This is a genomic window from Nocardia spongicola (assembly GCF_047200775.1).
GTDB lineage: Bacteria > Actinomycetota > Actinomycetes > Mycobacteriales > Mycobacteriaceae > Nocardia.
Genome location: NZ_JBJZOO010000019.1, coordinates 34,537 through 58,070, shown reverse-complemented (window position 1 = coordinate 58,070; position 23,534 = coordinate 34,537). Strand labels below are relative to the sequence as shown.

Here is a 23,534-nt window from a genome sequence, read left to right as displayed (position 1 = left end):
TTGAGGAGCGCACTGTGAATCGAATCGCCATCGTTGGCATGGGCTGCGTCTATCCGGACGCCACTGACCCGCGGCAGTTATGGGAGAATTCGGTGAGCGGCCGTCGAGCTTTCCGGAGCATCCCAGATGTACGAACCTCCTTGGCGGACTATTACAGTGCCGATCCGGCCACGCCGGACACTTTCTACGCCGACAACGCGGCGGTATTGGCCGATTACGCGTTCAATCGGATGGCCTTCAAAATTGCTGGCAGCACTTACCATTCCACAGACCTCACCCACTGGCTGGCCCTCGACGTCGCCAGCAGAGCGCTGGCAGACGCCGGATTCGAGAACGGCGAAGGGCTGCCCCGCGAGCGGACAGGTGTCGTCGTCGGTAACACGCTCACAGGCGAGTTCTCCCGCGCCAACCTGATGCGGTTGCGGTGGCCGTATGTACGGCGAGTCGTTGCCGCGCAGCTACGCGAAATCGGTTGGGAAGACGATGCGGTCGCCGATTTCGTCAACGCGATGGAAGATCAGTACAAGGCGCCCTTCCCTGGCGTCGACGAAGACACTCTGGCGGGGTCGCTCGCGAATACGATCGCCGGGCGCATCTGCAACTATTTCGACCTGCACGGGGGCGGTTACACCGTTGACGGCGCTTGCTCGTCTTCGCTGTTGTCGGTAGCGACAGCTGCTCGTTCGCTTGTCGACGGTGAGTTGGACGTGGCAGTCGCCGGCGGCGTCGATCTGTCCATCGACCCCTTCGAGATCGTCGGTTTCGCCAAGACAGGTGCTCTTGCCAGGACCGAGATGAAGCTCTACGACAAGGGATCCAATGGATTCTGGCCCGGCGAAGGCTGCGGAATGGTCGTGTTGATGCGGGAGGAGGATGCGTTGGCCGCCGGCCGCACACCGCTGGCTCATATCGCAGGCTGGGGAGTTTCCTCCGACGGTGCAGGCGCAATGACTCGCCCTGACCTGATGGGGTACCAACTCGCCCTGCACCGTGCCTACGAGCGCGCGGGCTTCGGTATCGAGACCGTGCCCTACTTCGAGGGCCACGGCACCGGGACACCCGTCGGCGACGATCTCGAACTCTCGGCCATCTCCAGCGCTCGCCGCGCCGCCGGTGCCACTGATCGCGCCGCCATCGGTTCGATCAAGGCTCAGATCGGCCACACCAAAGCCGCGGCAGGTGTGGCGGGGCTGATCAAGGCGGTCCAGGCGGTGCGCCACGCTGTCGTTCCACCGACGATCGGCTGCCGTCGCCCGCACCCTCGTTTCACCGACCAGGACAGTGCGGTCCGTCCGGTGATGCTCGCCGAGCCCTGGCCCGACGCCGCTCCGTTGCGTGCCGGTGTCAGCTCCATGGGTTTCGGAGGTATCAATACGCACATTGTGGTGGAGGGCGATCCGGGCGGCGCAGAGGTGGTCGACTGGGACCGGCGACCGGACGTGCGTGCTCTGGCCGCTTCGCGCCGTGACGCCGAGTTGTTGCTGTTCGCTGCCGACACCCCCGCACAACTTGCTGTCCGGCTGCGCGAGGCCGCCGCCACCCTACGCACCAGTAGCTATTCGGAGCTCACCGATTACGCGATGAGCTGGGCGCGGGAGGTCACCGGCATATACCGGGCGGCCGCTGTCGCCACCGCCCCCAAGGATGCCGTGCGCAGGCTCGTCCTCCTCGTGGATCGCCTCGAAGAAGACGGACCGCTCGCAGGCGATCCGCTCGACCCGGCAGTGATCGAGGTACCCGGTGGCGGCTACCTCGGCCGTACGCCGGACGGGGCCAGCGCTCGGATCGGGCTACTTTTTCCCGGTCAGGGCACCGGCAGTCACCTGCAAGGGGGTGCCCTGGCTCGCCATCTCCCGGTCGTCGCGAGTCACCAGCAGCGCATCGACGCAGCTGCTCTCACCGATGTGGTCGCTACGCAGAACGCCCAGCCTTTGACCGTGATCGGTAGCCTCTGCGGCCTCGCCGCACTGCGCGATATCGGCATCAGCGCTTCCTCCGCCACCGGGCACTCCCTAGGGGAGTTGTGCGCACTCGCCTGGGCAGGCGCCATCGACAGCGATGTACTTGTCGAACTGGCCGGGATGCGTGGAACCATCATGGCGGAGAACGGATTACCCGGCACGATGGCCAGCCTCGACGCACCGCAGGACGTGGTCAGGGCATTGCTTCCGCCGACAGACGAGGTGAGCGTCGCAGCTCTCAATTCGCCCAGGCACACCGTCGTTGCGGGGACAGTCCAGGCGGTCGAGAGATTGCTCGCCGACGCTGAATCAGCAGGCATCGCAGGCAATAGGCTGCCGGTCTCGCATGCCTTTCACTCGCCGCTGGCCCGGCAGGCCGCCGAGGTGTTCGCGGGGTGTCTGGACAAGGTCTCGCTGAGTGCTCTGCCGCTCGCGGGAGAGCGCACGGTGGTCTCCACCGTGACCGGCGCAGTTCTTGCTGCCGACCGCGAGATACCCGTTTCCGAGCTCTCCGACCTGCTGTGTCGGCAGATCGTCGAGCCGGTGCGGTTCGCCGAAGCGGTGGCGGAGGTGGCCGCCCGCAGCGACCTATTGATCGAGGTCGGTCCAGGCCGAAGCACGGCGCGGCTCGCGGTGGCCAATGCCGTGGCTGTGCCCGTTGTCAGTCTCGACACCGACGACGCGGATCTGACCTCGTATCTCGCTGTTGCGGCTGCGGCCTGGGTCGGTGGTGCACTGCCCGACCCCACCGCCGTGAACAGCGGTCGCTTTCACCGTGATCCGCCCAACGGCGAACAGACCTTTCTCTCGAATCCCGCCGAGAGTGTCGCAGCCGACGGTTTGCCGAGCCGGGGCCGCAGCAGCGCAGCGTCCGGCGACGATGCTGTGGTGCAGGCCGGAAGCGACGTCGACGTGCTCGATCTTCTGATCAGGATGACGGCCGAACGAGCCGAACTCCCCCTCGACGCGATCCGCGTGGACAGCCGGATGCTCGACGACCTGCATCTGAGCTCGATCACGGTGGGACAGGTGGTAGCTCGGGTTGCCAGCGCGGTCGGCGTCAACGATTTCGGGTCGCTGAACCTGGCGACATCGACGATCGGTGAACTCGCTTCCGAACTGGAGTCGATGCGGGGCAATACCAGAACCTCCAGAGGTCCGGATCCGCTCGGGGCGGTCAACGCTTTCGTCGGCACATGGATCGAAGAGTTCTCTCCCATACCGCTGCGTACCAGTGCGCCCGACCCTGTCGCCGAGCCTGCACCCTGGACTGTGCACGCAACGGGTTGGACGTCCGATACCGAGGCGGCTTGGGTGTCGGCGCTCGCGGGTGATACCGACGGCGGCGTTCTGCTGAGTCTGCCCGTCGACGCGGACCGAGGGAACCTGCGCGCCGCGTTCCGTGCGGTGCAAGAGGCGGCGACGCTCAGTGCGGGCCGCAGGCTGGTGGTATTGGGCGGGCACGATACGACGACAGCGCTCGCCAAGACGCTTTTTCTGGAACACCCTGAGCTCAGAGTCACCGTGGTCGATGGTGACGGATCAGTTCGGCCCGAGCAGCTCGCCGCGGAGGTCGCCGCCACCGACGGATTCGCCCATGTGCGCTATCTCGGGGGAATTCGGCACGTGCCTCACCTCATGCCGTACGTGCTCGACGAGGCACCTGCTCCAGGCTTCGGCAGTGTGGCTGTAGCGGGTGATAAACCTGTACTGCTGGCTACCGGAGGTGGCAAGGGCATCACTGCCGAGTGCGCCCTCGAATGGGCGTGTCAGCTGGGCGCACGAGTCGTTGTCGTGGGTCGCTCCGGCGCGACGACCGAGGAGGTTGCCGAGACACTCCGGCGGTTCAGGGACGCCGAGCTCGAGATTCATTACGTACAAGCCGATCTCGCCGATTCCACCGCTGTCCGCAATGCTGCCGAGCAGATTGCGGCTCGGTTCGGACCGGTCACTCACTTGCTGCACGGAGCAGGACGCAATGAGCCGGCGAACCTGGACGGCCTCACTTGGGCAGACGTCGAGAACACGTTTGCACCGAAGGTCGACGCACTTACTACCTTGCTATCGACCCTGGCCGAGGTCGATGGTGAAGCACTCCGGCATGTGGTGACGTTCGGCAGTGTCATCGGTCGTTCCGGAATGCGGGGCGAGGCGCACTACGCCATGGCCAACGCCGAACTCGCTCGGCTGACCCGCGGCCATGGTGAGCGCAATCCACACTGCCGGACAACGTGTATGGAGTGGTCGGTGTGGTCGGGCATCGGCATGGGCGTCAAGATGGGTGCGGTCGAGAGCCTTGCCGCCGCAGGTATTTCCGCGATCCCGCCGGCGGATGGCACCGAATTGTTCCTCCGGACCGTGACTCACGATGCACCGTCCACACTGGTGGTCTGCGGGCGTACAGACGGTGTGCCGACCCTGCGCACCCGCCCCGCCGATCTACCTCTGAGTCGATTCCTGGACCGGGTGCGGCGGCACCACCCCGGCTTCGAACTGGTGGCTGACGCTGTGCTCTCTGTGGGCAGTGATCCTTACCTTCTCGATCACGAGCTCGACGGCAACTACGTGTTGCCTGCCGTGCTCGGCCTCGAGGCGATGGCCCAGTTCGCAAGCGCCCTCACCGGAGTCGTGGGCCAGGTCCGCTTCACCGAGGTGCGCTTGGACCGCCCGGTCATCGTGCCAGCAGGCGAGGACTACACCATCCGGCTCAGTGCCGTCCGTCGTGTCGACGGTGCAGTCGACGTCGTGCTGCTCGCTGAGGAATCGGACTACGAGGTCGCACATTTCGCGGCGACTGTCGAAACCGGGGCCACGATCGACGCGGGTTCGGACCGATTGTCGGTAGCGCAGGCAGCCGAGCCGGTGCCGGTGGATCCCGACGCCGAACTTTACGGCAGACTGCTGTTCCAACGTGGACGATTCCAGCGGGTTCGTGGCTATGACACCTTGAGTTCGACGCAGGTGCGTTGCCGGGTATCCGGTGCAGAGGTCGACTGGTTCTCCAGTGCTCTTCCCGCCGATCTACTGCTCGGCGACCCCGGTGTTCGTGACGCACTGATGCACGGCAACCAGGTGAGTGTCCCTGATGCCACGTTATTACCGCAGCGGATCGACCTGCTCGAAGTACTCGACCCGACACCGGTCGGTGACCGGGTGTTCGTAGCCGACGAGACCCGCCACGAGGGCACCCTGCACGTATACGACATCGATGTATTCGATGAGCGCGGCGTGCTTGTCGAGCGTTGGCGCGGACTGCATCTGCGCGCGGTGCGACAACGGGTGCCGGACCGGTGGCCACCGGCCCTGCTCGGCCCACACTTCGAGCGAGTACTCGCCGATATGGGCGTGCTCGGTTCGGTACAGGTTACGGCTTCACCCGCGGGCACTCCACTGGTGAATGCCACGCTAGAGGGTGCGTCGTGCGCGGTGCGATGCGCCGTCGACACGATCGACGACCTCACGAGCGCCGCTTTCGGTGAAATCCTCGGGCCCACCACCGAATCCGGTGAGCTAGAGGTGCGCGATCTCGGCAGTACGCGCGGGCTCAACCTGATGGCAGCCGGACCGGCACAGGCCCTGGTAGCCGAGGTAGAGACTACGCGACAGCAGCGTATGAGCCTGGCTGTCGCCTGGTCATCCGTGGTGTCGGCACATGAGGACAAGGTGGTCGCATGAGAACGCCTGCGTACGAGTACCGGCACGTTGTCGGGTTCGAGGAGACAAACCTCGTCGGCAACGTCTACTACGTCAACTACCTGCGCTGGCAAGGACGGTGCCGGGAGATGTTCCTGAAGGAGAAGGCACCCGAAGTACTGGATGACGTGCGCGACGACCTCAAGCTCTTCACCCAGAAGGTCGAGTGCGAGTACATCGCCGAGATCACCGCGTTCGACGATCTGGTGATCTCGATGGTGTTGGCCGATCTCGGCCAAACCACACTCGAGCTCGCATTCGAGTACTGGCGCGAGCACTCCGACGGTCCGATACTCATCGGACGCGGTAGGCAACGGATCGTCTGCATGCGCGGCCCGAACGGCGACACCCGCCCGACCCGGGTGCCGGAGCCGTTGATCGAGGCATTGCGCCCTTATATGAGCGATACGGTGTCGGTCCGATGATCACTACGACGTATGGGTGGCAGCAGGTACCCCCTGTGGCACTACAGATCGCCGACCCGACTTCCGTAGGAGCACGGCCATGAGCAATATCTCCACCACCGAGGCATCGGAAACAGGAATCCGCCCCCAACCGCGTAGTTCCGCTGTCGGCGATCTGGATTCGGTGGCGCTGCTCGTCGACCGAAGCGGTCCAGGAGCATGGCTGCGTGAGCGGATCATGCTGCCGCACGAGCGAGAGGTCGATCCCGCGCATCGTGGCTTTTTCGCCTGGGCGGAGGGGCCGAGCATCACCGAGTATGTCGGGCGGTCGTTCCTCACCGGCTACGGCACCGGGCTCCGCGCCAGCACGCCACAGCAGGCGGCCACCGCATTGCAGGTCCTGGCCCCGCAGTGGCGTGGCTTCGCCATGGAGGGTCTCGGCATGGCGGCAGGCGTACGTGACGGGCTCCGGCCCGGTGGCCGCCAGTTCGCCGACCTGATGGTCTACAGCGGCGAACGGCACGGCTACATGCTCTATGTCGGTCTCGGCTGGTCGCTGGCCAGGCTGCCACGGTTCGCCTGGCCGCAGCTCGATCGCCTCGACCCACTCCTCGGGCCACTTGTCTTGGACGGGTACGGCTTCCACGAGACGTTCTTCCATACCGAGGCAGTATTGGCGCGACGTGCGGTTCCGTTCCCGGAGCGGTACTGGCCGGGGACACGCGCCGATAGCGAGCAGCAGGTGATGCAGGGTGTCGGCCGTGCGCTGTGGTTCGTGGCCGGTGGCAACCCGAATGTGCTCACCGAAATGGTTGATCGCTTCGCCGCGGGCACGCACGGATCATTGTGGGCGGGTATCGGTTTGGCGGCCGCCTATGCGGGAGGCCGGGACGCCGTGACATTGCGCAGGCTCCGTGAGGGCGCCCATGAGCACGGGCGCTGGATCGCGCAGGGGGCCGCATTCGCCATCGACGCTCGACTGCGGGCAGGCCTCGATGTGCCACACACCGAAACCGCGGCGCGGGAATTATGCGGCCGCAGTGCGGCGGAGGCCTCGGCGATTACGTGGCAAGCACGTCCCGACGCTATGAGAATCGATGTAGGCGATTGGTCGGTCTACGAAGAGTGGCGGCAAGCCGTTGCCGCCAGGCTGGCATGATCCGCGCACAGGTGCCGCGTAGCCGGCTGCCGAAGCTGCTGTACGGGATGATGTCCGATCGCGGTGGCGCATTCGCCGACCTGGCACGCCGCTATCCCGACGGAGTGACAGTACCGTTGCCAGGGCGCCCGCTGCATGTGCTCAACGGGCCGGAGGCCGTCAAACATGTCCTGGTCACCGCGGCCGACCGCTATGAGAAGGGCGTCGGTCAGGCCGAGGCCCGGGCTGGTCTCGGTCGCGGCATCCTGACCGACGAAGGCGAGACATGGCTGCGAGCACGTGGCTCCCTCGGCCCATGGCTGCGAGCACGTCGGATACAGCAGCATGCGCCTGCTATCCACCGGCATGCGGTCGATTCGGTCACAGAGCTGGCAGGACCCCATCCACGCCGGATGCCGGTCGACGGCTTGCTCGCGGAATACACTCTGCGTTGTCTGGCGACGGTGCTCGGCGTTCCGGCCCCGCATGTAGCGCCGATACTCGAGGCGCTGGACATCGTCCAGGACGACGCGATGTTCCGGGTGGTCACCCAGGATCGGATTCCCGCCGTACTACGCCCTCGGGCAGAGCAGCGCCTGCGTGAGGCACGTACGGTCCTCGACCGTGCCGCAGACGAGATCATCGCCGCAGTCGGTGCCGCTGCTGATACCCCGGACGGTAGCTCACCCGCTTGGGCCGACCGCGATGGTGTCATATCGCTGCTCCTGGCGGGCTATGAGACCACCTCATCCACTTTGGCCTGGGCGGTCGACGAGTTGAGCCGACGGCCCGCCCTGGCCGATGCTCTCGCCGAAGAGCGGGAAGCCGCCGATGATCCCACCGATGACCCGGCCGATCTGCTGCGCTTGATGGGGCAATTGCGGCTCACCACCGCCGTCATCAAGGAAGTACTTCGCCTGCATCCCGCAGTATGGTTGGTCAGCAGGCGGGCCTGCCGCGACGATGTTGTAGCCGGTTGGCCGATCCGTACCGGCGACGACGTCTGCGTTGTGATCGCCGAGGTGCAACAGCAGGGATGGGCTGCGCCCGACCTCTTCGACCCGGCCCGATTCCTCACCAACGATCACGGGCGATACCTGCCGTTCGGCCTCGGACCCCGTGGCTGTCCTGGTGCTTCCCTTGCGCACCTGGAAGCCACGCTGTGGCTTGCCGAGGCGAGTCGTCGGTTGACGCTGCGGCCTGCGCTCGGGCGCAGGACCCGAGCGTTGGCGAGGATGTCTATGACGACGATGCCGGGCACACCGTATCTGATCGCGCGGCGGAGCGTAGCCCGAGCAGTATCGGCGTAGTTGCCGTTCCCACCGGTAGTGGTAGCCGTAGCATCCATCGAAAATCGGGCGGATACGGCGTGGCTGCTGGTCAGCGGCGGTTGGCGTCCAGGCCGAGTAGTGCGGTGAGGTCGCGCATCGCCTGTAGGGATGGTTCGAAGTAGCGGCGCAGGTTCTCGGCCTTGCGGTGCCGCGACTTGGCCATGGTTGACGCAACTCAGTGGTTGCAATAATATCGCAACCACTGAGTTGCTATTAATGGAGGTGGTTATGGGTTTTCCCGATCGCATCGAGCGGACGATCGAGCTGGCGCACCCGCCGGTGAAGGTGTGGGCGGCGCTGACCACGGCCGAGGGGTTGGGCACGTGGTTCGGCAATGAGGCCGACATAGAGCTGCGCCCAGGCGGTAAGGCGTGGATGCGCTGGAATGAGGGGGGACACTGCGCGGACATGCGGGTGGAGCGGGTGGAGGAACCGCACGTATTCGGGTTCACCTGGGATATCTTCGGGCTTCCCGAGGAGGATCCGCGCCGCACCTATGTGGAGTTCACGCTCGAGCCAGTGGCCGCAGGTACACGACTGACCGTGGTCGAGACCGGTTTCGCTCAGCTTGCGGAGGACGCCTACAAGGCGGCGTTCGAGGGCAACACCCGCGGCTGGCAGAACGAGCTTGGTGAGCTGGCCGGCTACCTCGATGCGGCCTGACCAGGAGGCGATTGCCGAGCAGGTCTTTGTGTCCCTAGCGGACCCAAGCCGGCGTGCGATCCTCGCCGCGCTGGCGTCCTCCGGGCCCGCCACGGCGACCGACCTGGCGGCCCGGCTGCCGATCACCCGGCAGGCGATCGCCAAACATCTGACGTTGCTGTCCGAGGCCGGTCTGGTGACCACGGAGCCGGGGGAGCGCCGCCGGGTGCGTTACCGATTATGTTCCGCGCCGATGCAAGTGGCGCAACAATTCCTCGCCGCACTGGCGCGGGACTGGGACGGCCCGCTCGACGCGTTGAAGAAGACCCTCGATCGGGACTGATCAATCCGAAACCGAACAGGAATACCACTATGAAGACACCGTCGAGCGTTTCGCAGGACGAGTGGGAGGCAGCGCGTCTGGAGCTGCTGGTGAGAGAGAAGGAGGTGATGCGCGCCCACGACGCGCTGGCTGCCCAACGCCGCCGCATGCCGTGGCTGGCTGTCGACAAGCAGTACCTGTTCGACGGACCCGACGGCCCGGTGAGTCTGCTCGATCTGTTCCAGGGCCGCCGCCAGCTGATCGTCTACCGAGCATTCTTCGAGCCCGGCGTGGTCGGCTGGCCCGATCACGCCTGCCGCGGCTGCTCCATGATCGCCGACCACGTCGGCAATCTCGCGCATCTGAACGCCCGCGACACCACGCTCGCATTCGCCTCGCGCGCACCGCAACCCGAGATCGAGAAGGTAAAGGCCCGGATGGGCTGGTCACCGATCCCCTGGTACACCATTACCGACGAGTTCGACGTGGACTTCGGTGTCGACGAATGGCACGGCACCAACGCCTTCATCCGTGAAGGCGGTCAGGTGTATCGCACGTATTTCATCAACCGGCGTGGCGACGAGTACTTCGGAAACACCTGGAGCTACCTGGACATGACGGCCCTCGGACGGCAGGAGAACTGGGAGGATTCGCCTGAAGGCTACCCTCGGACACCGCCTTACGAGTGGTGGAACTGGAACGACGAATACGCTGCCGCGGTCGACGAGACCGGCTCGGAACGGCTGGGTAGGGTCGCCGCCGCCATAAACAGGGGCGAAGCCGGCCGTCAGCAGAAGGAAGCACCGCACGACTGCTGTGCACACCCGGCGCAGTGATGGTCCACCGGTCGGTTCCGGCCCGGTCCCGAGTGGGCCGGACTGGAGCGGCTCTGTCGCTGCTCTCGGCGACTCTGCATGCCGCCTGCGACGGAACCCGCAAAACCGTGCAGTTGAGCACCAACCCGAGCGCGGAAAGCTGATCTTCCATACCCTCGTAATAGGTGCGGGTCATCTCTCCCTTCTTCCGTGGTAGATCCGCCGCGCCAGATCGTGGCGGCCCTCGCCGAGATCGGCTTGGACCTTGCCTTCGCGCCGATACGGCTCGTCGTCGGCCAGGCGCAGGATGTGCAGGGTTTTGAAGATCCGCCCGTAGTGCGCGATGGCTTGGCCCAACAGCTGCGCCGACGCGATCCAGGATCGATCAGCTCCGCAGGCACATCGAGCGGATCGACCAGGAACATTCCGAGCTGGCGGACGGTCACGACCTGAAGTGCGAATCCCAAACGGTTGTAGTCCCGCCGCCGACCCGCGATCAGCTTCCGGTCTTCGTCATCGAGGTACTGGTCCAGCAGGCGCTGCATGTTCTCTTCAGTGGCGTAGACGCCCACCCATAGCTCCCGCAAGTCCGGGCCCGGGGGCATCACATACTCCTTAGACGCTGTTCAAAAGATCTTCAGGATATGGCAGTTCTTCGCCTTATAGGGCTGCCGGTAAGAACCGTGTCACCTGGTATATGAGCCCATCAGTTCCGTGGGGTGGCTCCGCTGATGATGCGGTGGATGGTGGAGCGGCCGACGCTGTATTCCTGGGCTAGGTCGGCCAGGCTCGAGTTGCCGTCGGGGTCGTGGTATCGGCGGTGGATCGTTTTCCGTGCGGCGAGAGGCAGTTTCGGCTGTTTGCCTTTGAGGCGGCCCTTCGCGCGGGCTTTGGCCATGCCCTCGCGGGTGCGTAGATGGTTCAGGTTGGCCTCGAATTCGGCGACCATGGCGAGGGTCTGGAGGAACAGCTTGCCGAACGGGTCGGCCCAGTCGTAGACCTGGCTGCCGAGCCCGAACAGCACATCGCGCTCACGCAGGCCGGTCAGGATCTCACCGGCCTCGGCCATGTTGCGGGCGAACCGGTCGAACTTGGTCGTGGTCAGTACCACTTGCCGTCCGGTGACGGCCGCGGCGGCGGAGGTGACGGCGGTGAGCGCGTTGTCCAGGCCGGTGCGGTTGCGGCGGGTGGTGCCGGAGAATCCTTTGTCGATGAAGATCCGCTCGCGCGGCACTGCGAGGGCGATCAGCTGCTGTGCAGGCACAGCACGCTCATCTCCTGTTCGTCGCGCCGGTTGGACGCGATCTCGGAGGTCTTGCCGTAGTAGATGACCGAGTTCGCGCCGTTCCAGGACTCGACCACGTTCAGGCCGCTGTTGATCTCCCGCTGCAATTCACGACTGCGCAGGTAACGACATAAAAAGATGGTCTTTTGTACCCGACCGAGTTCGATCATCGCCTGGTAGGTGGGGTAGGCGGCGTTGGCCTTCGTGAACCTGCGCAGGATCGCCTCTGTCGATGCGGTGCGGGTTCGGATCGCGGTGGCGTTCATCATCTGGTCGTATTGCTCAGCGATCAGCTCCCGCTTTTACGGCAGCTTCATGTACCAGGTGACACGATCCTTACCGGCACGCCCATCGGCGAGATCGGTATCAAGGTGTGGTCGGCAGTACCCCAGATCGACAGCCACGCAATGGCACCGGGTATCCGGGCAGCAGCTCGGCGAAGTCCGGATTCCTGGTAGCCGCCGGCTGTGTCCGGCTGCGCTGCCTGTGACGACCTGCCTCGCCACTACGACTCTGGCCACGTCCGGACTGTACGTGCCAGGTGCGCACCGGAGGCCCCAGAATCTGAATTGCCGCACTTGCCGGCCTCGCAGGTCTGGGACTCCCGGCTCACCGCACTAATCCTCCGCTAGCAGAGCGTTGAAGATTGTGATCTCCTTCTTGCCCATGGCTGATTCATCGAGCGTACGAACGTTCCCAGGCATCGGGCATTCGCTGAGGGGGTGTTCCTCATCATGAGGGCAGAGCATTTCACTGACCGATGCCGCTAGGCGGTCGGCCTGTTCCTCGGTACCCCGGAAAGTCACCCGTACTTGCCAGATCGAGCGCTCGCTGCTCATCTATGTTCTCCTCCGCTACTTCTTGGAAGTCTTGCAGTTCGTGATGTGGCGCTTGTACCAGCCCTTGGGAACCTTCCCGTTCGCGTCCCGCCCTGCGTTCTTGACGGCATCCGCTTCCGAGCGTCCCGTACCAGTACCTGTAATCTGTTTCTGCTCTTTCGTATTGTTGTTGGTGATAGTCCAAGTGCACGTTGCGGTCCACTTCGGCTTCTTAGCTACCGTGAAGTCATTCACGCCAATCGTCTGCTCCGGCAAGGGGTTCGCGTGTCCGACGGCTACGCCTCCCACACCTACCATCATGAGCGCGCCAGCTACGACCATGCTTGCAGCGATCCTCCCCGCATTGCGCATCTGCTATCCCCGTTCATCAAAGTTGTTGTGCGTACGTTGAGTTGGACGGCTGCCACCACAGGTCGGTTCCAGAGAATGACGCCGAAGTGGCGCGCCTTACTTCAATGTCCGATCGCTCTGAACAATCTGTCGAAGTGGAACGCTGGTGAGAGGGCTATTCAAAGGCTGAGGCGGCCATAGCGGCGGTGAGGGTTTACCTTCCTTATCAAACCGGCGATCCCGTCACCGCACCTGGTCGGCTAACCACTCGCATTCAGCTCGCGCAGCATCGCGACCGTGACCAGCAACTCGGTCGCGGCGGTCTCGTCGGCGAAACGCACCGAGGCCAACACCGCCGGGGTGAACTGGTACAGATAGTTGTAGGAGGAATCCAGCGCGGCCAGATGCCCGTGATCCCGCGGCAGGCGCGGTTCGGCCTGCGCGATCGCCGCCCGCAGGCGTTCCCATCCGATCTTCTCCCCGCTGATCAGCCCACCGATCTCCTCATCCGCGACAGTCGGATCCGTGACGATCGCCAAGAGTTCGTCGAGCAGGGCCTGGCGGTCCTCGCCCATCGAACCGGCCGACCGTCAGCCCAGGTACTGCACGGCCAGGCGCACGTGCTCGGTGCAGGGCTCGGCCAGACGGGCCACCGCCACCGGCGGAGCCGTGACGAGCCGGTCCGGCATAAACCCCAGCCACGGCAGCGTGCACAACGCGGTCGCCAACCCCAGTCGGTTCGTCGATCCCGGCCGCGGCCCGGATCGACGAACGCCAGATCCGACGGCGTCAGAGTGAAGTACGGGAACAGCTCCTCGCGACTGATCTCGGGGAAGCCCCGCAGACGTTCCAGTTCCTCGTCCGCGAACATCCGCGTCGCCACGAAATCCAGCCTCCACCAGAGCCGACCAACATCGTTATCGGCAGCCGAACACCAACGAGCACCATGCGCATGCTGAGCGCGAAAACCGTTGTCCAGTAGTCGACTACGCCATATCCTCCCGATTTTCGGCGGATGCTACCGGGTGCGGGCCGGTGCGCCGCCGGCCAGGTCGGTGGTGAAGGCCCGCGTGGGAGGGCCGTCAAGGCTATCCCGTCGCGGTGGGTGATCTCAGGACAGTCGTCGTGTTTCGATCGAGCGGATCCGGATCAGTCAGTGCGGTGCGTTCGTGTACGACGCGAGGGACCAGGAATCACCATCGCGTACCAGCACCCACGTCGCCCGGACCCGCGCGCCATCAGGAATCGAGTCGGCGTCGGCCGGGCGTACCCCGCCCTCGGTGAAGAGGATGACGACATCATCGGTGAGGGTCTTGATGTCGAATGGGGTGCCCATGACCTGGGTTCCGGCGTATGGGCCTGCGAATGCTTCGGTCATGAACCCGGCAATGGCGTTGCGGCCCTTCTGATGTACTCCGGGCAGGATCATCGTGCCGTCCTCGGTGAATACGGAGGCGAAGGCGGCGGCGTCGTGGTTCTTCCAGGCATCCATGATGCGCTGGGGGATGACAGCTGGATCGGTCGGCGCTGTGGTCATCGATAGGTCCTTATCTGTTCCGGGTGGTTCGAGCAGATGGGACGACGATGGCACGTCACTTCGTCACGAACCTCTTACCGATTGCTCCAACGTCGGCAATGTATGAGAGCTGTGGGGGGACTGCCTGGCTCTAGTGTCGCCGTGAGATCGCCGACCCGGCTGGACGGGTCCGAGTGAGGAAGCGGTAGTCGCTATGGGATCCACCGATGAGAAAGACACACCCGTCGTTTCGTTTCGCCGGATGATGATCGTCAATATCGTGCTCGCCGCGATAGTGATCACGGGTTGGGCCGTGATCGGAGGTTCTCGCGCCTTCGAGGCCATCGGAGAACACTGGCCGGTGTCTCTCACGATGACGCTCGGCTCGCTCGTAGGCGGCGGTACGTCGGAGGGTGGCGGAGCAGTGGCTTTTCCGATCCTCACCAAGGTGCTCGCCGTACCACCTGAGGATGCCCGGCTCTTCAGCTTCGCGATTCAGAGCATCGGTATGACGGCCGCGAGTCTGTCGATTCTGTGGAATCGGGTTCCTTTGGAATGGTCTGCGCTCGCGTACGGCGGATTACCCGGAATGATCGCCGTCTACTTCAGCTTTCTGAATATCGCGCCCCGGGTCAGTGCGCCTCATGTGCGCCTTCTCTTCACCGCAGTTCTCGTCGGTCTCATGATCGCGCTGATCATCGGTCGACGTTATCGTCCTGCCAGGCGTACGCGGATCTTCGAGCGGCGAATGGATTTGGCCGCGCCGGCATTGCCGTTTCGGGACAAGGCGGTGCTCGTGTCGGCGGGCAGCCTCGGCGGGTTGCTGTCGGGCATCGCCGCGGTAGGGGAGAACACCATCATGTTCGTGGCTCTCGTGCTGCTGTTCCGGGTCAGTGAAAAGACGGTGACACCGACGACAGTGGTCCTGATGACGATGGTGACGCTCGCCGGATTCTCTGCCTCCCTGACCGAAGGTGCTTTTACGGGTGAGGTAGTGGATATGTGGCTCGCGGCGGTACCGGTGGTGTGCATAGGCGCCCCCTTGGGCGCGCTTATCTGTACTCGACTTTCGAGTGCTGCGATCGCGCGGATCCTGTATTTCTTGATCACGGTGGAATTCGTCTCCACTGTCGCCTTGGTGCCGTTCGGGCGTGTCGAGGCGGTGCTCTTCGCCTGCGGCATTCTGGTCTTCACCCTGGGGTGCCTTCGCTTGGCGACGCTTCGCCGCTTCGACCTCGGTCCTGATTCGGCAGCCAAAAGTATTGCTACGCAACGAGACCAAGAGTACGAGTCGGTCGGTGGTGAGCCTGCGGCCCGATAAGGGTGATGAATTCTGCGTACCTGTGCGGGGCGGTGAGTCCGGCTGCATATGACCGGTACAACACTCGCCCCGAGTCCGCGAATCCGTCGAGGGTACCGAGCCCGCACAGGACGAGATGCCGTGAAGGGGCTGTGGCCATTGGGATGGAGTCACTGGCCTGAGTTGCGAGACCGTTATGGAGCGACAATGAGACGTTTGCTGGTACCCGCGCTATCGATAGCGCTGTGTCTAGGCACTTGGACCCTGCGACCGGTAGGGGCGAGCGACGCGTTGGTCGGCCAGGCCTCGGCGGCGGTCACCTTCGACCGTCACCTGCTGCCTCCGGCCCCGACCAACCAGCGGGTGCGGCCTGTCGCGCAGGACTTCGAGCCCATCCAGCCGTGGATCTCCGCAGTCGGAGCATCGGTGGGATCGATGGACCTACGAGGTCAGGGCCACGCGGGCGATGCATGCACCACCGACCCACGCGATGACGAGGTGCGAGTGTTCCCCGTGCCGGGCAGTGCGGGCGAGCAGTTCGAGCCGTTCGAGTTGCGGCCTGACGGTCTACGCTACGACGACACTATGGCGCCGATAGGCTGTGTACCCGCCGACATCAATCACGACGGCGCCACCGACATCATCGTCTACTACTGGGGCCGTTCCCCCGTACTGTTTCTCAACCAGCGTGAGTCGAGCGACGACAGCACACCTCGTCGCACCGACTTCGAGCCGCACGAGCTCGTCACCCCGATGGACGTGTGGAACACGACCGCGCTCAATATTGCGGATATCGATGGCGACGGAGTCCTCGACATCATGGTCGGAAACTATTTTCCCGACGGAGCGCCGGTGCTCGATCCCGCTGCCACCGCGGATTCTCGGATTCAGATGCAGGCCGGAATGAACAAGGCCCGCAATGCCGGTACGAACCGCCTTTTCCTCGGCAGCCCCGTCGACGAAATCGGTGCGATGCCGGAATTCATCGACGTCAGCAACCGGATCCCGGAGGAATCGGCTCGTTCGTGGACCCTATCGTTCGGGTTCCAAGACCTCACCGGCGATGGATTGCCCGAGACCTACGTGGCAAACGATTTCGGTCCGGACCAGTTGCTGGTCAACCATTCGAAGCCCGGAGACGTGCGATTCGAGATGGTGCGTGATCGGCGCTCACTCACCGAGCGTCGATCGACCGTCCTCGGCCACGACTCCTTCAAGGGCATGGGAGTTGCTTTCTCCTATGCCGAGGGAGAAGAGTTACCTCGGATAATCGTCAGCAACATCACCAGTCCTTGGGCGTTGCAGGAGTCGAATTTCGCGTTCTACCCCGATGGTGACCCCGAGGATCTGCTGAAGGGCGAGGTTCCGTTCACAGACCGCTCAGCGCAGACCGGTATCGCACACAGCGGATGGTCTTGGGACATCAAACCCATAGACATCCTCAACGACGGCCGTGACGACCTGTTGCAGGCCAACGGTTTCATCAAGGGCAGCCGCGATGTATGGCCGCGTCTGCAGGAAACAGCGATGGGAAACGACCAGGTTCTCAAGTATCCCGAGTTGTGGCTACGGATCGAGGAGGGGGACGACCTGTCTGGTCATGAGCCCAACCGGTTGTGGCGAGAGATGAACGACCAGTGGGTCGACATCGGTCGGCAAATCGGTTTCAGCGATGAGGTTTCGCGCGGAATTGCCACTGCCGATGTCAATGGCGACGGGCTGCGGGACTTCGTGGTCGCCAACCAGTGGGAGGATTCTTTTGCCTATGTGAATACCTCCGAGACCGATAACCGCCGTGTCAGCTTGAGAGTGGTAGCCGAAGGAGTCGGCGGCGCGTCCACGCCAGTGATCGGCGCGACGGTGGTCCTCGAAGGGGAGGACGGTTATCGCAGGGAAACCCAGGTGTATCCCGCGAACGGACACTCCGGAGTCAGCGATGACATAGCGCACTTCGGCATCCCCGATGCCCACCGTAACGATGCACTCAGCGCAACCGTGACGTGGCGTCAAGGCGGCGAACTGCACCAGCGCACATTCGTGCTGGACGACCTGATCAATCCCGATGAGCCGACGACCACACTGAAGGTGCAACCATGACTATCCAGATCGCGTCGTCCGAGGCGCACGGCTCGGCCGCCGCCGACGTCACCTCGACCGAAAAGGTGCCCCCGAAACCTGCCGACCCGCGACGTAAAGCGCTGCTGAGGTTCGCGATTTCGATTACCGTCTTCAACGTTGTCGGACATCTGTTTCTCGGGTTCGAGCAGGCGCCGATCGTACCGATCATTGCGGTAGCCGTCAGCTACGCAGTGCATTTGTTGCTGGAGACGTTCGACGCATGGGCGCATGAGCGGACGCCCGAGTACGCCGGTGGCCGTGCGGAATTGTTCTATTTCCTGCTGCCTGCACATATTTCCGCTCTGGCCTGTGCGATGCTCATCTACACAAGTACTATATGGCCTTTTCTGTTCGCGGTGACTGTCGCGGCGGCTTCGAAGTACGTATTTCGAGTACGGGTAAAGGGTCGTCTCAAGCACTATCTCAATCCATCGAACACCGGTATCGCGGTGGCCTTGCTGCTCATCCCGTTCGTGGGCTTCACTCCGCCGTATATGTTTCTGAACAACACCGGCGTCGCGCTCGATGTGCTGATCCCGCTCGGTGTGCTGATGGCAGGCACCATGCTGAATGGCAAGCTCACAGGTAAAATGCCGCTGATAGCTGCGTGGGTGGGTGGTTTCGTTCTCCAAGGTCTCGTACGCGCGATCTTGTTCGACGATGTCTTCTTGTCGGTGCTCGGGGCGATGACCGGCGTCGCTTTCGTGCTCTTCACCAACTACATGATCACCGATCCCGGTACGACACCGATCTCGACACGGGGCCAGGTGGTCTTCGGGCTCACCGTCGCGGGCGTATACGGGATTCTCATCACTACGCAAGTCGCGTACGCGATCTTCTTCGCGCTGGTGATCACCTGTGCGATTCGTGGGATGGTGCTGTACTCGGCGCCGCGGCTGCAGCAGTGGCGCTCATCCGGACATGCCGGCGCCATCGCCTGATCGATCTTCGGCTCTGTTCATACCCATCGGACAGAGCCGAAGATCGAGGCCGAAGCCATCTCGATCGGGGTGAGCTTTCCGAGGAGCCGCTGCCTGTGCTTACGGTGGTAGGCCTTCTCGGTGGATGCGCCGACGCGTTTGCGGCGCTTCCGCACCGGCACTCGCAGCCACTCGACCCGTCACAGGCGCTGGATCTTCTTGTGGCTCACTGTCCAGCCCTCGGCGCGAGCATCCTGGCAGGCACGGATAAATCCTTGCCGTGGATGAGTTCTCGCCCAGTTACGTATCCATTCCCGCAACCCCGAATCCGGGTCGGTGCCGGTGCGGCCTGCTGGTAGACGGCATCGGTTACTGCGATGCTGCCCTGCCATCCGGCACGCGAAACGCTCACTCACACCGAACAAACAGTGCCGGTGAGCGACTGTCTCTGCTTCGACGTCGCTTTCTCCAGTTCCGCTTCAGCCGGTAGCTGTTTGCGCACGGTGTTCTCACGTTCGCGTTCCTCGAGCTTCTTCGCGTCATCGGACTTCACCCACCGAACCGATTGCGCCACCGTTGGCAGGTGGCCTCGGCGCCATGAAGGAACCGGCGCACTGCGAGATCGACAGCTTCTGGTCATTGTCCCAGGTTCGCGTCGTGATCAGCGACTGGAAGACCGATGACAACCACCACTGCGGCTATCCCGCTCTGAGCCGATGAATCCCAGCCGGATACGCTGCACCCGGCGATCACCGATGACCGGCTCGAGTATCCCTGGACCGATCGACGGGCTCCTGGCAGGACTGACATGTCTGATCGGCGAACCGATCGGACCGGTAGCGGACTCGTATACAAGATCGAGGTCAGGACAGTAGCCGATGGGCTATGCCCGATAGGGGCGACCTCTCTGGCGGGCCCCCGGTATCTCGAAGGTGCGCTCTTCTTCGGATAGGCAATGCAATCCATCGTTTTTAGCGTTGGGCCACGCCTACCGAGAGGAACGGTTATGACCCAGACCCCGACCATCTCCACACACCGAGATGCACCCGTTGTCGATATCGTCAGCCATCGGCAACTTGCCGAGGAGTCCACGGTAGCCGAGGTGAGCGAGCACCTTCACCGCGCGGTCGCCCGAGCGATCTGCTTTATGCGGGACAACTTGGCCGAGCCGATCACAGCCGATGAAATCGCTAGAACCGCACTGTTCAGTAAGTATCACTTCACGCGTGTTTTCCAGCGGGTAACGGGAGACTCCCCGGGTCGCTATCTCACCGAACTCAGGTTCGAGCGTGCCCGCGAACTGCTGCTGTCTACCGACCTCAAGGTTGTCGATATCTCCTACGAGGTCGGGTTCGCGAGTGTCGGCACCTTCAGTACCCGGTTCCGCGAACGTACCGGCGTGTCGCCGAGCGCTTTCCGGCAGCACTTCCGAACCACGGCCCCCCGGACAGTCTATGAGCGGCTACCGGTCCGGAGTAAGGTAGCCTGAACCTTCTTCGGAGCATCTATCCGACAATCGACAACGAGTCGATGACTTCGAGGCACGCCGTGTGGCGTGCCTCGACTGCGTTTTTCGGGTAGTAGTGGTTCCAGTGTTATCCGAGGAGAATTCGGTACCGGAGTGGGGGAAATCCTGTTCAGCGGTGTCGGTGGTGCAGGGCGAAGTCACCGGCGCTCACTACGTTCGGTACTGAGCGGCCTTGTGTAGGCCTCGAGTTTCGTTCTTGTGCAAGATGTATCCGAAGAGTCTGATGAACGGGAGGGGAAGATTTTGCCGTGGTTAACCAGCAACAGCGTGTCGCGTGTACGCCGGTGGTTCTCCGTGCAAGGATGTCGCGCATGGCTGGAGTAAAGCGCTTGGCGTACACCCGGAAGACGTACGGTTTCAAGCTGCACCGAAACGTCGACAAACTGATCGATGAACTGGCCGCTGTCGAGACCGGTGGTGATCGGAGCAGGCTGCTGACGTTGATGGTATGTGAGCGGCGCGGAGTTCGAGTCGAAGAGATTCTTGTACCCGACGAGCAGAACCAGGAAGCACTACCGAAGAACAACAAGAGCCAGGAGGTGTCGAGGAAGCGGAAGTCGGTCGCGTAGTCAGGGGCGGCTCACGCCAGAACGCCTCACGACGAGACAACGCGGAGTATCAGACGTCTAAATGAACAATCGACCGGGTTGACCACATGGGAGGAAGCCCTCAGCCAGGCCCAGCCGAGAGCTTCCGATACGCCCATGGGAGATGAGTTTGCCCCCTCACCTCCGCGGTGCACCCCCTCAGCAACGAAAGGCCGTACTTTGCTGAAGGAATCCAGGGTCGAGGATACCGTACGCGCAAAATCCGGTTCAACTGAAACCGCGAAGCGTGTCGAAAACTCACCCTCCTCAGAACGGAGCGGCGGGCCTCCACCGCCACCGAATCTCGATCTTCGAGAGCTGGACCGAGTCATCTATACCGGTCCTTATGTGCTCATCGACGCCGAGAACCGCTCGCCTCGTCGTACCCGCTCCCTCGCGGAGGCGTACGCCGCGATCGGGAAAGGCGAAGTGGTCACCGCAGGCGGAACGTTGCGGCCCGGCATCCTCGGAGCTGATATAGACCCTCTGCCCGGCGACCCCGTACTGGGCGACGCCATCGCCGAAATTCTTGTGGCATGGCTGCACACTCAGGACCTGAAGTACATCGCACGCGAATCCGGCAGGCCAGGAGGACGGCATGTCATCGCGGCCAGTGCTTCACAGAAGCAGGCGGAGCAGTGGGACCAGCTGTGCGAGAAGCTCACAGAAGATTACGGCGTTCCCGTCGACAACCGTTCAGGCGGCGTTCTGCGCCTGCTGGATGCACCACACCGCAAGAGCTATATCTGCCGTGTTCTCGGCGGAACTCTGACTCCGGCGGCTGTTCACAAGCCCACCGCGGTGGTGTGTGCGGCACAGCCCCGTCGGCGTCGTCCCCACCGATCAGGCGCGGCAACCGGACCGGACACTTCTCGTTCGGCACGCGAATACGGCCAAGTATGCGCGATGATCCGCAGCGGCTACACGGCGGCGCAAGCGTGGGAAGTCCAGAACCGATCAGGTACAAAGGCTTCCGAGCGTGGAGAACACCGCTGGAGGAGGTACGTCTGGGTCGATGCCCACACAACAGTGTGCGCTGAACAAGGTCTCACGATAGAACAAGCATGGCATCGGGTGAGCTCTGCGAGCCCGGCGGTATGCCGCAAGCTCGGCAGGAAGAAGTGGCAACACATCTGGGACCGGGCCACTGATCAGGCAGCACTCCAGCGCCCTCGCCGCAGGCGGTTCGTCGAGTCGGCCGCGGACAACGCTCGGATTGCCGCAGTCTCAGCCGGGCTGAAGGCCGCTCTCGCTGCGACCGACCTCGGAGTGCGCCCACAACGAAGGAGGAACTGCGAGATCTTTCTGCTGAACCTGGCCTCTGTCTTCATTCGGCGAGAAGGATCGATCTCCTTACGCGATATCGCACTTCGCGCACGCATCGATGTAAAGACCGTACGTGCGTGTCGAGATCTACTCATCGAGCATGAGCTTCTCGTGACAACGCATCACTACGGCGGAGGGGCAAAGGACTGCCACGCCTATGCCATCGGGCCCGCAGCTCAACCCTTCGTCGATGCGGAGCTTTCGAAAAATTCCCCCACTTGTCCGAAGGACACCCCCCCTGCCCCTCCCACCCCTTCCGGCCGTGCCGACCCCACCCTGCTCCGCCGTCGCTTCGCCCGCGAACGCCACCACTGGCGCACTCGCTGTGCTGCTCTTGCCGACCTACCTCCTGGAGAAACTCTCGTAACGAGTTCCTCTCCAGCTGCCCGGACGTACCGCTCCTTGCGCTACCAGCACCGCTGGTGGCGCAATCTGACATGCGAGCAGCAGGAAGCCCGCAGAGCTGCACGAAGGCAGACCCTGGAAGCTCTGACACCCTCTGTTCGTTCGGCCTGGTTCGACTGGCTCGACAAGCGGAACAGTCTGGCGGACATGGCCTCCCGCGTGTCAGCGGGTGTGTTCACAGAGGAAGAACAGCAGGTGTTGGCATCCGCGCCGAGGACAGTTCATATGGGGTTGCAGGACCCGGATTGGCGAGGTAGAAACCTAACGGGTTCACAGCTGACGCTGGCCGCTTAGCATGCATTCGCGAGTCCGGGAGGCGGCTCCGTCCCCGGATAGCTCGGATATAGTCAGCTGCAAGATCCAGGTGCAACCACTAGCTGCGGATAGTATCGGCTGAACTCTCCGCAGAATAGAGCGGCTTCGGTTGCCGTTGGAACCGGTCAGTTCCGCTGCGTGCAGTGAGTGTCTTTGTGCGGTGCGGACCACGCTGGACTTTTCTGAGTAGGCTGACCGAAACTTCCCACAGTGCAATCGCTCCGCGCGTGATTTCCTGCGCCGCCCCACGGGTAAACCGCGGTTTACCCGTGGGGCGGGACAACTGCCCAGCGAACCCCTATGGCTTTCCTATCGAACTTCCCACGCTGCGCGGTCTGCTGAAGCATCTGTTTCGACCTCGGGCTGCTCGGCCGGCTCGAGGTCGAATTCCGCCACCACGCCTCAGCGATTGCTGAATTGTCACAGTGACGAAATGGTTCGAGGGGGTTGGTCACCCCTCATTGGGCATCGGATTGGATTTGGATCGGCCCTTCGTGAATATCAGCTTTCCGGCATGCGCCCGTCCTTGTCCGGGCGAGGGACCCCGGCTGAGTCCAGCCATGCGTTGACGGCATCGTCCACAGTCTTCGAAATGACGTAGCCGTGCTGCTTGATCCATTCGAGGCGAGCAATCGTTGACGCATGCAGCTGCGTACCGAACTGCTTCTTGCCAGTAGCTTTCCGGATTGGCAGCTCTACAGCTGGTTCCGAGGACACCGCTGCTTCGCTAGTGCTGGATGTACTTGGGACAGCCTTCAC

General features: G+C 63.4%; 20 protein-coding genes and 3 pseudogenes. 13 read left to right on the top strand and 10 right to left on the bottom strand.

The window, feature by feature from the left end; all coding sequences use genetic code 11:
• The first annotated feature begins 14 nt into the window (after positions 1-14).
• The 7 genes from ACL02S_RS21865 (at position 15) to ACL02S_RS21835 (ending at position 10,327) form a co-directional block, all read left to right on the top strand.
• The gene (locus ACL02S_RS21865; protein WP_412804349.1) at positions 15-5,636 is read left to right on the top strand and encodes an SDR family NAD(P)-dependent oxidoreductase; all 5,622 of its coding nucleotides are present in this window, start codon (positions 15-17) and stop codon (positions 5,634-5,636) included.
• Complete coding sequence (locus tag ACL02S_RS21860) at positions 5,633-6,079, top strand: acyl-CoA thioesterase (protein WP_412804348.1); 447 nt, start codon at positions 5,633-5,635, stop codon at positions 6,077-6,079. Before ACL02S_RS21865 ends, ACL02S_RS21860 begins: the two co-directional genes overlap by 4 nt.
• A 79-nt stretch (positions 6,080-6,158) precedes the next feature.
• A complete protein-coding gene (locus tag ACL02S_RS21855) occupies positions 6,159-7,217 on the top strand; it encodes a DUF1702 family protein (protein ID WP_412804347.1) in 1,059 nt (352 codons plus the stop codon).
• Positions 7,214-8,506, top strand: coding sequence for a cytochrome P450 (locus ACL02S_RS21850; protein WP_412804346.1), 1,293 nt, complete (start codon positions 7,214-7,216; stop codon positions 8,504-8,506). The genes ACL02S_RS21855 and ACL02S_RS21850 overlap by 4 nt, the downstream gene beginning before the upstream one ends.
• Positions 8,507-8,755: 249 nt before the next feature.
• Entirely contained in the window at positions 8,756-9,190 is a 435-nt protein-coding gene (locus ACL02S_RS21845; RefSeq protein WP_412804345.1) for an SRPBCC domain-containing protein, read from the top strand.
• The gene (locus tag ACL02S_RS21840; protein WP_412804344.1) at positions 9,180-9,512 is read left to right on the top strand and encodes an ArsR/SmtB family transcription factor; all 333 of its coding nucleotides are present in this window, start codon (positions 9,180-9,182) and stop codon (positions 9,510-9,512) included. The genes ACL02S_RS21845 and ACL02S_RS21840 overlap by 11 nt, the downstream gene beginning before the upstream one ends.
• 29 nt (positions 9,513-9,541) lie before the next feature.
• The gene (locus tag ACL02S_RS21835) at positions 9,542-10,327 is read left to right on the top strand and encodes a DUF899 domain-containing protein (protein WP_412804343.1); all 786 of its coding nucleotides are present in this window, start codon (positions 9,542-9,544) and stop codon (positions 10,325-10,327) included.
• Positions 10,328-10,498: 171 nt separating this feature from the next.
• On the opposite strand, the gene ACL02S_RS21830 is transcribed toward ACL02S_RS21835, so the two are convergent.
• The 8 genes and pseudogenes from ACL02S_RS21830 to ACL02S_RS21795 all read right to left on the bottom strand — a co-directional run bounded on the left by ACL02S_RS21830 (position 10,499) and on the right by ACL02S_RS21795 (position 14,297).
• Complete coding sequence (locus ACL02S_RS21830; RefSeq protein WP_412804342.1) at positions 10,499-10,663, bottom strand: Tn3 family transposase; 165 nt, start codon at positions 10,661-10,663, stop codon at positions 10,499-10,501.
• A gap of 38 nt (positions 10,664-10,701) precedes the next feature.
• Positions 10,702-10,851 (bottom strand): annotated as a pseudogene (locus ACL02S_RS21825) (DUF4158 domain-containing protein); the annotation flags it as partial.
• A gap of 161 nt (positions 10,852-11,012) precedes the next feature.
• On the bottom strand, positions 11,013-11,570 hold the full coding sequence (locus ACL02S_RS21820) for a recombinase family protein (protein WP_412804341.1): 558 nt from the start codon (positions 11,568-11,570) through the stop codon (positions 11,013-11,015).
• A pseudogene (locus ACL02S_RS21815) lies at positions 11,561-11,887 on the bottom strand (Tn3 family transposase); the annotation flags it as partial. The gene ACL02S_RS21820 and the pseudogene ACL02S_RS21815, both read right to left, overlap by 10 nt.
• Before the next feature lie 321 nt (positions 11,888-12,208).
• Positions 12,209-12,430, bottom strand: a complete 222-nt coding sequence (locus tag ACL02S_RS21810; RefSeq protein WP_412804340.1) for a hypothetical protein — start codon at positions 12,428-12,430, stop codon at positions 12,209-12,211.
• Positions 12,431-12,445: 15 nt separating this feature from the next.
• Positions 12,446-12,781, bottom strand: coding sequence for a hypothetical protein (locus ACL02S_RS21805; RefSeq protein ID WP_412804339.1), 336 nt, complete (start codon positions 12,779-12,781; stop codon positions 12,446-12,448).
• 242 nt (positions 12,782-13,023) lie between these two features.
• Positions 13,024-13,643: pseudogene (locus tag ACL02S_RS21800) on the bottom strand (DUF4158 domain-containing protein); the annotation flags it as partial.
• A gap of 270 nt (positions 13,644-13,913) precedes the next feature.
• The gene (locus ACL02S_RS21795; RefSeq protein WP_412804338.1) at positions 13,914-14,297 is read right to left on the bottom strand and encodes an SgcJ/EcaC family oxidoreductase; all 384 of its coding nucleotides are present in this window, start codon (positions 14,295-14,297) and stop codon (positions 13,914-13,916) included.
• Between the two features lie 193 nt (positions 14,298-14,490).
• Here ACL02S_RS21795 and ACL02S_RS21790 point away from each other — a divergent pair, with 193 nt between their 5' ends.
• The 3 genes from ACL02S_RS21790 (at position 14,491) to ACL02S_RS21780 (ending at position 18,635) form a co-directional block, all read left to right on the top strand.
• A complete protein-coding gene (locus ACL02S_RS21790; RefSeq protein WP_412804337.1) occupies positions 14,491-15,597 on the top strand; it encodes a sulfite exporter TauE/SafE family protein in 1,107 nt (368 codons plus the stop codon).
• Positions 15,598-15,783: 186 nt separating this feature from the next.
• Positions 15,784-17,673 (top strand): FG-GAP repeat domain-containing protein, encoded by a 1,890-nt coding sequence (locus ACL02S_RS21785; RefSeq protein WP_412804336.1) that lies wholly within the window; start codon positions 15,784-15,786, stop codon positions 17,671-17,673.
• Positions 17,670-18,635 carry an enediyne biosynthesis protein UnbU gene (locus tag ACL02S_RS21780; protein WP_412804335.1) on the top strand — a complete coding sequence of 322 codons (966 nt, stop codon included), beginning with the start codon at positions 17,670-17,672 and terminating at the stop codon, positions 18,633-18,635. The genes ACL02S_RS21785 and ACL02S_RS21780 overlap by 4 nt, the downstream gene beginning before the upstream one ends.
• Before the next feature lie 391 nt (positions 18,636-19,026).
• On the opposite strand, the gene ACL02S_RS21775 is transcribed toward ACL02S_RS21780, so the two are convergent.
• Complete coding sequence (locus tag ACL02S_RS21775; RefSeq protein WP_412804334.1) at positions 19,027-19,167, bottom strand: hypothetical protein; 141 nt, start codon at positions 19,165-19,167, stop codon at positions 19,027-19,029.
• A 44-nt stretch (positions 19,168-19,211) separates the two neighbouring features.
• On the opposite strand from ACL02S_RS21775, the gene ACL02S_RS21770 reads away from it, so the two are divergent.
• The 3 genes from ACL02S_RS21770 to ACL02S_RS21760 all read left to right on the top strand — a co-directional run bounded on the left by ACL02S_RS21770 (position 19,212) and on the right by ACL02S_RS21760 (position 20,711).
• On the top strand, positions 19,212-19,334 hold the full coding sequence (locus ACL02S_RS21770) for a hypothetical protein (protein ID WP_412804333.1): 123 nt from the start codon (positions 19,212-19,214) through the stop codon (positions 19,332-19,334).
• A gap of 286 nt (positions 19,335-19,620) precedes the next feature.
• On the top strand, positions 19,621-20,103 hold the full coding sequence (locus tag ACL02S_RS21765) for a helix-turn-helix domain-containing protein (protein ID WP_412804332.1): 483 nt from the start codon (positions 19,621-19,623) through the stop codon (positions 20,101-20,103).
• Positions 20,104-20,453: 350 nt separating this feature from the next.
• A complete protein-coding gene (locus ACL02S_RS21760) occupies positions 20,454-20,711 on the top strand; it encodes a hypothetical protein (RefSeq protein ID WP_412804331.1) in 258 nt (85 codons plus the stop codon).
• Between the two features lie 2,565 nt (positions 20,712-23,276).
• Here the strand turns inward: ACL02S_RS21760 and ACL02S_RS21755 are convergent.
• Positions 23,277-23,534 carry a hypothetical protein gene (locus ACL02S_RS21755; RefSeq protein ID WP_412804330.1) on the bottom strand — a complete coding sequence of 86 codons (258 nt, stop codon included), beginning with the start codon at positions 23,532-23,534 and terminating at the stop codon, positions 23,277-23,279.

What these genes read in the sequence shown, in the direction of transcription:
- ACL02S_RS21845 (WP_412804345.1), top strand. Translation starts at nt 8,756, where the DNA reads ATGGGTTTTCCCGATCGCATCGAGCGGACGATCGAGCTGGCGCACCCG.
- ACL02S_RS21835 (WP_412804343.1), top strand. Translation starts at nt 9,542, where the DNA reads ATGAAGACACCGTCGAGCGTTTCGCAGGACGAGTGGGAGGCAGCGCGT.
- ACL02S_RS21810 (WP_412804340.1), bottom strand. Translation starts at nt 12,430, where the DNA reads ATGAGCAGCGAGCGCTCGATCTGGCAAGTACGGGTGACTTTCCGGGGT.
- ACL02S_RS21850 (WP_412804346.1), top strand. Translation starts at nt 7,214, where the DNA reads ATGATCCGCGCACAGGTGCCGCGTAGCCGGCTGCCGAAGCTGCTGTAC.
- ACL02S_RS21760 (WP_412804331.1), top strand. Translation starts at nt 20,454, where the DNA reads ATGGCTGGAGTAAAGCGCTTGGCGTACACCCGGAAGACGTACGGTTTC.
- ACL02S_RS21785 (WP_412804336.1), top strand. Translation starts at nt 15,784, where the DNA reads ATGAGACGTTTGCTGGTACCCGCGCTATCGATAGCGCTGTGTCTAGGC.
- ACL02S_RS21860 (WP_412804348.1), top strand. Translation starts at nt 5,633, where the DNA reads ATGAGAACGCCTGCGTACGAGTACCGGCACGTTGTCGGGTTCGAGGAG.
- ACL02S_RS21855 (WP_412804347.1), top strand. Translation starts at nt 6,159, where the DNA reads ATGAGCAATATCTCCACCACCGAGGCATCGGAAACAGGAATCCGCCCC.
- ACL02S_RS21840 (WP_412804344.1), top strand. Translation starts at nt 9,180, where the DNA reads ATGCGGCCTGACCAGGAGGCGATTGCCGAGCAGGTCTTTGTGTCCCTA.
- ACL02S_RS21795 (WP_412804338.1), bottom strand. Translation starts at nt 14,297, where the DNA reads ATGACCACAGCGCCGACCGATCCAGCTGTCATCCCCCAGCGCATCATG.
- ACL02S_RS21780 (WP_412804335.1), top strand. Translation starts at nt 17,670, where the DNA reads ATGACTATCCAGATCGCGTCGTCCGAGGCGCACGGCTCGGCCGCCGCC.
- ACL02S_RS21805 (WP_412804339.1), bottom strand. Translation starts at nt 12,781, where the DNA reads ATGCGCAATGCGGGGAGGATCGCTGCAAGCATGGTCGTAGCTGGCGCG.
- ACL02S_RS21770 (WP_412804333.1), top strand. Translation starts at nt 19,212, where the DNA reads ATGAAGGAACCGGCGCACTGCGAGATCGACAGCTTCTGGTCATTGTCC.
- ACL02S_RS21765 (WP_412804332.1), top strand. Translation starts at nt 19,621, where the DNA reads ATGACCCAGACCCCGACCATCTCCACACACCGAGATGCACCCGTTGTC.
- ACL02S_RS21790 (WP_412804337.1), top strand. Translation starts at nt 14,491, where the DNA reads ATGGGATCCACCGATGAGAAAGACACACCCGTCGTTTCGTTTCGCCGG.